Annotated in this window: 7 protein-coding genes; 4 read left to right on the forward strand and 3 right to left on the reverse strand. The window is 64.0% G+C overall.

Annotated elements, in window-relative coordinates; translation table 11 throughout:
* The first annotated feature begins 119 nt into the window (after window positions 1-119).
* From XH93_RS41790 to XH93_RS41800, 3 genes are all read left to right on the forward strand, one after another.
* Entirely contained in the window at window positions 120-890 is a 771-nt protein-coding gene (locus XH93_RS41790) for an alpha/beta fold hydrolase (RefSeq protein ID WP_194471911.1), read from the forward strand.
* Window positions 887-1,228 (forward strand): hypothetical protein, encoded by a 342-nt coding sequence (locus XH93_RS41795; RefSeq protein ID WP_194471912.1) that lies wholly within the window; start codon window positions 887-889, stop codon window positions 1,226-1,228. The genes XH93_RS41790 and XH93_RS41795 overlap by 4 nt, the downstream gene beginning before the upstream one ends.
* Window positions 1,229-1,336: 108 nt before the next feature.
* Complete coding sequence (locus tag XH93_RS41800; RefSeq protein WP_194471913.1) at window positions 1,337-2,008, forward strand: dienelactone hydrolase family protein; 672 nt, start codon at window positions 1,337-1,339, stop codon at window positions 2,006-2,008.
* Window positions 2,009-2,118: 110 nt separating this feature from the next.
* Here XH93_RS41800 and XH93_RS41805 read toward each other — a convergent pair whose 3' ends face one another.
* The 3 genes from XH93_RS41805 to XH93_RS41815 form a co-directional block, all read right to left on the reverse strand.
* On the reverse strand, window positions 2,119-2,880 hold the full coding sequence (locus tag XH93_RS41805) for a polysaccharide biosynthesis/export family protein (protein WP_371814882.1): 762 nt from the start codon (window positions 2,878-2,880) through the stop codon (window positions 2,119-2,121).
* Window positions 2,881-3,037: 157 nt separating this feature from the next.
* Entirely contained in the window at window positions 3,038-3,694 is a 657-nt protein-coding gene (gene msrA / locus XH93_RS41810) for a peptide-methionine (S)-S-oxide reductase MsrA (protein ID WP_194471914.1), read from the reverse strand.
* Between the two features lie 118 nt (window positions 3,695-3,812).
* A complete protein-coding gene (locus XH93_RS41815; protein ID WP_139865028.1) occupies window positions 3,813-4,130 on the reverse strand; it encodes a hypothetical protein in 318 nt (105 codons plus the stop codon).
* A gap of 404 nt (window positions 4,131-4,534) precedes the next feature.
* Between XH93_RS41815 and rpsT the strand changes: the two genes are divergently transcribed.
* Complete coding sequence (gene rpsT / locus XH93_RS41820) at window positions 4,535-4,801, forward strand: 30S ribosomal protein S20 (RefSeq protein ID WP_139487529.1); 267 nt, start codon at window positions 4,535-4,537, stop codon at window positions 4,799-4,801.
* The last annotated feature ends 1,199 nt before the right edge of the window (window positions 4,802-6,000 follow it).

Genomic DNA, 6,000 nt, shown 5'->3' on the forward strand with positions numbered 1-6,000 from the left:
CCTTGTGCGCTGCGGCAATGCGGAAGCTTTTGAAAAGCCAGCACCGATGTCTTATCGGTGGCATCGACTGGGAGCGGTTGCGCCGCCGGAGATCGACAACGACGACAAGGAGCCCGTGAATGGCCAAGCTCAACCGCAGCGGCGTCGAGATCTACTACGAGGTTCACGGCAGCGGTCCGCCGCTCATCCTCACCCACGGCTATTCATCGACCTCGGCGATGTGGCAGGGCCAGATCGACGCGCTGTCGCGACGCCACACCCTGGTGCTGTGGGACATGCGCGGCCACGGCCAATCGGACTACCCGGATGATCCCACAGCCTACAGCGAGCAATTGACGGTCGGCGACATCGCCGCCCTGCTCGACGCCGTCGGCGCCGGGAAGGCGATCGTCGGCGGCCTGTCGCTCGGCGGGTATATGTCCTTGGCCTTCCACCGCGCCCATCCGGAGCGGGTGCGGGCGCTGCTGATCATCGACACCGGCCCCGGCTTCAAGAAGGACGACGCTCGCGAGGTCTGGAACACGCGGGCCCGCGACACCGGCGACCGCTTCGATCGCGAAGGGCTCGAGGTGCTGAAAACCCTGAGCGCCGAGCGCGCCTCGGTCACGCATCGCAACGCAAAGGGCCTGGCGCTCGCCGCGCGCGGTATGCTGGCGCAACGCGACGCGCGGGTGATCGAGTCACTGCCGGACATCAAGGTGCCGTCGCTGGTCGTGGTCGGCGCCGACGACACCCCGTTCCTGGCCGCCTCCGACTACATGGCGGCAAAGATCCCGCGCGCGCAGAAGGTGGTGATCCCGAACGCCGGCCACGCCGTCAACATCGACCAGCCGCAAGCCTTCATCGACGCGGTGCTGCCGTTCCTCGATCGTCTCAAGGGTAGCGCATGAAGACGCTCGTCATCGCCCTGCTGCTGGTCGCCGTCACAACGGGCATCGCCGGTGCCCAGAAAGCGCAGCCGTTCGTCACCGCGCCGGATACGTTCACCGCGACGCTGTCGAACACCACGCCACTGGTGTTCGGCATGGGCGTCGACGACGCCCAGCGCGCGCTCGGCACGCCGCTCATTTATGTGCGCGGGCGGCCGGGCCATGAGGTCTTTCTGACCTTTCGCGATCTCGGCGGCAGCGGGCTGGTTCCCCACCGCGACCGCCTCTATTTGCAATTCCGCAAGGGCCGCCTCGCCGGCTGGAAGGCCGACTGGGGCGAGAACTGGATGTGGCGTTAGAGCATAATCCGGAAAAGTGGGAACCGGTTTTCCGAAAAGATCATGCCAAAAACAGCCGACGCCTCCGCATCACCAACAAACTATCCGCTCACCTGACAAGGATGACCCATGGGACAAGATCTCAAGCTGAAGGCTTCTGACGGATTTGAACTCGGCGCGTATCGCGCCGATCCGGCCAGCGCGCCGAAGGGCGCGATCGTCGTGATCCAGGAGATTTTTGGCGTCAACCACCACATCCGCTCGGTCTGCGACCGGCTGGCGCAGGAAGGCTATGTCGCGATTGCGCCGTCGATCTTCGATCGCATCGAGCCGAATTTCCAATGCGGCTATTCGCCCGATGAAGTCGCCAATGCGCGCAAATTCGTCGCCAACCCGGATTTTCCCGCGATGCTGCGCGACGCCCAGGCGGCCATCGACGCCGTCAAATCGGTTGGCCCGGTCGGCATCATCGGCTTCTGCCTCGGCGGCAGCATCGCCTATTCGGCCGCAACCAAGCTGACCGGGCTCTCGGCCGCGGTCGGCTATTACGGCGGCGCCATCGTGCGCTTCGCCGACGACAAGCCGGCAGTGCCGACGCAACTGCATTTCGGCGAGAAGGACGCCGGCATTCCCTTGAGTGATGTCGAGACCATCAAGTCGAAGCGGCCCGAGGTCGAGGTCTTCATCTATCCCGGCGCCCAGCACGGCTTTCACTGCGACGAACGCGCGAGCTATGACAAGGCCAGCGCCGACATCGCCTGGCCGCGCAGCCTGGAATTTTTCGGCAAGCATTTGCGCTGAATGTCACACACGTCATTCCGGGATGGTGCGCCAGCACCAGACCCGGAATCTCGAGATCCCGGGTTCGATGCTTTGCATCGCCCCGGGATGACGAAGGACGTTGTCCTTCGTCAAAACCAGCGCTCGCTGACGAACACGGTATCGCCGGGGCTCATCGGCGTGCCCAGCGGCACCACGAAGCGGCCGGAGCCGGACGCGTCGGTGTGGGTCAGCGTCACGCTGTCGCGCTTGGCGCGCGGCGAGAAGCCGCCGGCGATCGCGATCGCGCTCTCCACCGTCATGTTGGGCACGTAGGGATATTGGCCGGGGGCCTGGACTTCGCCGAGGATGAAGAACGGGCGATAGGCCTCGATCTCGACCGCCACCGACGGCTCGCGGATGAAGCCGTTGCGCAGCCTGCCGGAGATTTCGGCCGCGAGCCCGGCCGGCGTGCGACCGCGCGCCGGCACCGAGCCGATCAGCGGCATGGTGATCGAACCGGCGGCGTCGATCGCATAGGTGTTGGTGAGGCCTTCCTGGCCGTAGACCACGACGCGTAGCTTGTCGCCAGGGCCGAGATGATAGCCGCTGTCGGAACGAGCCAATTCGATCGGCGGCTGGCCATAGGCCGGCGGCCCGGCGGCCATCTGGACGGTGGCCGGCACCGCATAGCCACGCGGCGCGCTGGCAAAGGCGGAACGCAACGCGCTGATCGCGCCGCCGCCGCTGGCATCCGCGACGGGGGCCGGCGCGTACTGGCCGTAGGCGACGGAATCGGGATCGCCCGGCGGCGGGGCGACGGCGACCGGACCGGACGTCCGCATGCAGCCGGACAGCGCAAGCGCAGCCGTGATGGCGATGATCGGCAATCGTAACGCGCGCGCAACCCGCACCGGAGCCATCCCTTAAACCGAGAGACAGCCCCAGTCTTGCACCGGTTATGGTTAATAAAGGGTTTTCGGCGGGCGCCAGGGAAGCCGGAAACGCCGGCTTCCCTTCGACTTAGAGCGTGATCCGCGCGAGCCTGACCACACCCGGCAGGACATCCGATCAGGCGGACACGCCGACGCCGATCGGGCAGGACACGCCGGTGCCGCCGAGCCCGCAATAGCCCGCCGGGTTCTTGGCGAGATACTGCTGATGATAGTCCTCGGCGAAGTAGAACGCGCCCGACGGCGCGATCTCCGTGGTGATGGCGCCGAGACCCTTCGCGGCGAGCGCCTTCTGATACATCGCCTTCGACTCGTCGGCGGCTTTGCGCTGCGCATCGCTGAAGGTGTAGATCGCCGAGCGATACTGCGTGCCGACGTCGTTGCCCTGGCGCATGCCCTGGGTCGGGTCGTGGTTCTCCCAGAACGTCTTCAAGAGCTTCTCGTAGGAGATCTTCTTCGGATCGAACACGACCAGCACCACCTCGGTGTGGCCGGTGCGCCCCGAGCACACCTCTTCATAGGTCGGGTTCGGCGTGTGGCCGCCGGCATAGCCGACCGCGGTGGTGTAGATGCCGTCGCCGAGCTCCCAGAACTTGCGCTCCGCGCCCCAGAAGCAGCCGAGCGCGAACACCGCCTGCTCGAGGCCTTGCGGGTAAGGCGGCTGCAGCTTGCTGCCGTTGACGAAGTGCGTGGTCGCGGTCGGAATCGGTGTCGCGCGGCCCGGCAGCGCCTCGGCGGCGCTCGGCAACGCGGTGGTCTTGCGCATGAACAGCATGGATTACCTCCGGGCGGGACATCGGCCGACGCGGGCAGCGGCCTGCGGGCCGGGCTGTCACCTATATAGGTTGTTACGCAATTGATGGCAGCCCCGTTACGGGCGGCACCGCAAAGGCTCAGTCCCGCGTGTAGCCGATCAGGCGCTTGCGGGGCCGGAACAGGATCATCAGCAGCAGGCCGGCAATGCCGAGCACCGCAAACACCGGCTGCTCCAGGATCACCCTGACCACGTCGTTCCAGACCCAGGGCGCGACCCCTTCCACCCAGGCGCGGAACGCGGCCTGGCTGGACTGGTGGATGTCGTTCCAGAACTGGCCGAACCGGGTGAACCGCAGGCTCTGGTCGGCAACGTAGCGGGCGCCGTCATAGACCATGAAGACGAATCCGCCGGCCAGCAGCAACAGGCCGATAAGTCGGAAAAAACCGCGGATCATGCGTCACCCTAACTTGCTGTCGCGCCCCACGCGTCGTCAGGCCTTACCGGGCGCCCCCCGGAAATTCAACCTCTTCAGCACCTTATCCGCCCATCGCGGGCCCGATTTCGGGCCGTTTTTGGCCCCGGAAAGCGTTGACGCTATGGCCTGCGCCATCTATAAGACCGGCCGATGGCGGCGGGCGCAATCCTGCCGCCGCTGTTCTTTGGACAGTGCCGCAGGTCGGGACAGCGTTTTGCGCTCCTCGCATGGCCGCCTCAAGAACACGCCAAGCTACCCTTGGATCAAGCTACCCTTGGATCAAGCTACCCTTGGACAATACACCCGAGTAGAGATTTGAACCGGCCGGTGCGCGCGAGCCCGACCACCGAGCGTCACCGCCGAAGGACAGTTAGAGACCGACCATGGCCAACACCACCTCCGCCAAGAAGGCGACCCGCAAGATTGCCCGCCGCACCATCGTCAACAAGTCGCGCCGCACCCAGATGCGTGGCGCGGTCCGCACCGTCGAGGAGGCGATCAAGCGCGGCGATCGCGAGGCAGCACTCAAGGCGATGGTCCGCGCCGAGCCCGAGCTGATGAAGGCGGCGCAGCGCAACATCATTCACAAGAACAACGCGAGCCGGAAGGTGTCGCGCCTCTCGCATCAGATCGCGAAGCTCGCGAAGTAAAGCTGACTGAAAAATATATTCGTCACGAAGCCCGGCTCGCGCCGGGCTTTTTGTTTTTTGTCGTGGATGTTTCGTCACACGATATTGCTTGCAATTGCAGTGTCACGAAACGCGTGTCATGTTTCGTCGCGTCCGTAGTTCACCGGATACGCATGCTTAACGCGTCACGCTCGCGCGAAAGTATCCTGCACTACGTAACGTAGATGGAATAGTGGCGTACATCCCGCCTCGAAAATTGCGCGGGGAGTTACCCTGCAAAAGTAATCGTGAAAAATGACGCTTCGCGAGTTACTTATGCACATAGTGCTAGAGAGCGATTGGAAAATCGATCGGCACAAGAGCCAACGTAAATTTTTTATGAAAATTTTTTGGTATTGCACCGCGGTTTGTGACACGCAGGATTCTGTGCGCAGATTCATGAGCTTGTATTCTCGGCCCTGCATCGGCAGCTCGGCAACAGTCGCGAAGAGTCGCGATCTCCGTCGAATCCCCGGATTGTCAGAAAATGCTCTTGGTGTAATTGTCTTGTTGTTCGCGACGCCCACGGCTCTCCAGATCAGCGCGGTTTGAGACCCAAGGGCGGACGCGCAAATCGGCGGCGGTGTGCGCGTTAGCGACGCTCTCCAAGCGAAGCTAGATTGACAACTCATAGCGATATGAGGACGGCTGGCCTGTGTCAAAATTTCTCCGGCGATGCCCCGGCCATTCGGGGGATCGAACAAGAGAGACCAGGACAAGCCGTCGGAATCTGGCAGCGGGAACGCGGAGCGAGCGAACGGGTTGACGAGGACTACGCGGCGGCAGCGCGGGACATTTCGATGTTCGGTAGCGGCAACACGGATTTGAAGACACAAGCGAGCTGACAGCTCGCCGCGACACGTCGCGGCGGGGAGGGGGAGGAACTATGTCTTACGGGATCATCTCTGCAGTCGACGCCACGACAGCTGAAGTGCAGGTTTCCAGTGGTACCGTAATCGACCCCTCGGACGTCCACTCCCACCCGCTGCGCCCCTCGAGTACGCGCTGACCTCGCGGGACGCACCTTCTCCAAACGACTGATCTGACCGGTGGCGCGTTGTCGCTACACGGGAGAGCTTTGTCCGGAGCAGCACTGCGCCCCGCTGGAGGTCGCGCCGCGAACGGAAACGCGCGCGGCGATTTCACAACAACATCACTCTGTCTGGAAAAGTACGAAGGCA

The organism is Bradyrhizobium sp. CCBAU 51753 (genome assembly GCF_015291565.1).
GTDB classification, from domain to species: Bacteria; Pseudomonadota; Alphaproteobacteria; order Rhizobiales; family Xanthobacteraceae; genus Bradyrhizobium; species Bradyrhizobium ivorense.

Coding starts and splice junctions, on each gene's coding strand:
- XH93_RS41790 (WP_194471911.1), top strand. CDS start 120: ATGGCCAAGCTCAACCGCAGCGGCGTCGAGATCTACTACGAGGTTCAC.
- XH93_RS41795 (WP_194471912.1), top strand. CDS start 887: ATGAAGACGCTCGTCATCGCCCTGCTGCTGGTCGCCGTCACAACGGGC.
- XH93_RS41800 (WP_194471913.1), top strand. CDS start 1,337: ATGGGACAAGATCTCAAGCTGAAGGCTTCTGACGGATTTGAACTCGGC.
- msrA (WP_194471914.1), bottom strand. CDS start 3,694: ATGCTGTTCATGCGCAAGACCACCGCGTTGCCGAGCGCCGCCGAGGCG.
- XH93_RS41815 (WP_139865028.1), bottom strand. CDS start 4,130: ATGATCCGCGGTTTTTTCCGACTTATCGGCCTGTTGCTGCTGGCCGGC.
- rpsT (WP_139487529.1), top strand. CDS start 4,535: ATGGCCAACACCACCTCCGCCAAGAAGGCGACCCGCAAGATTGCCCGC.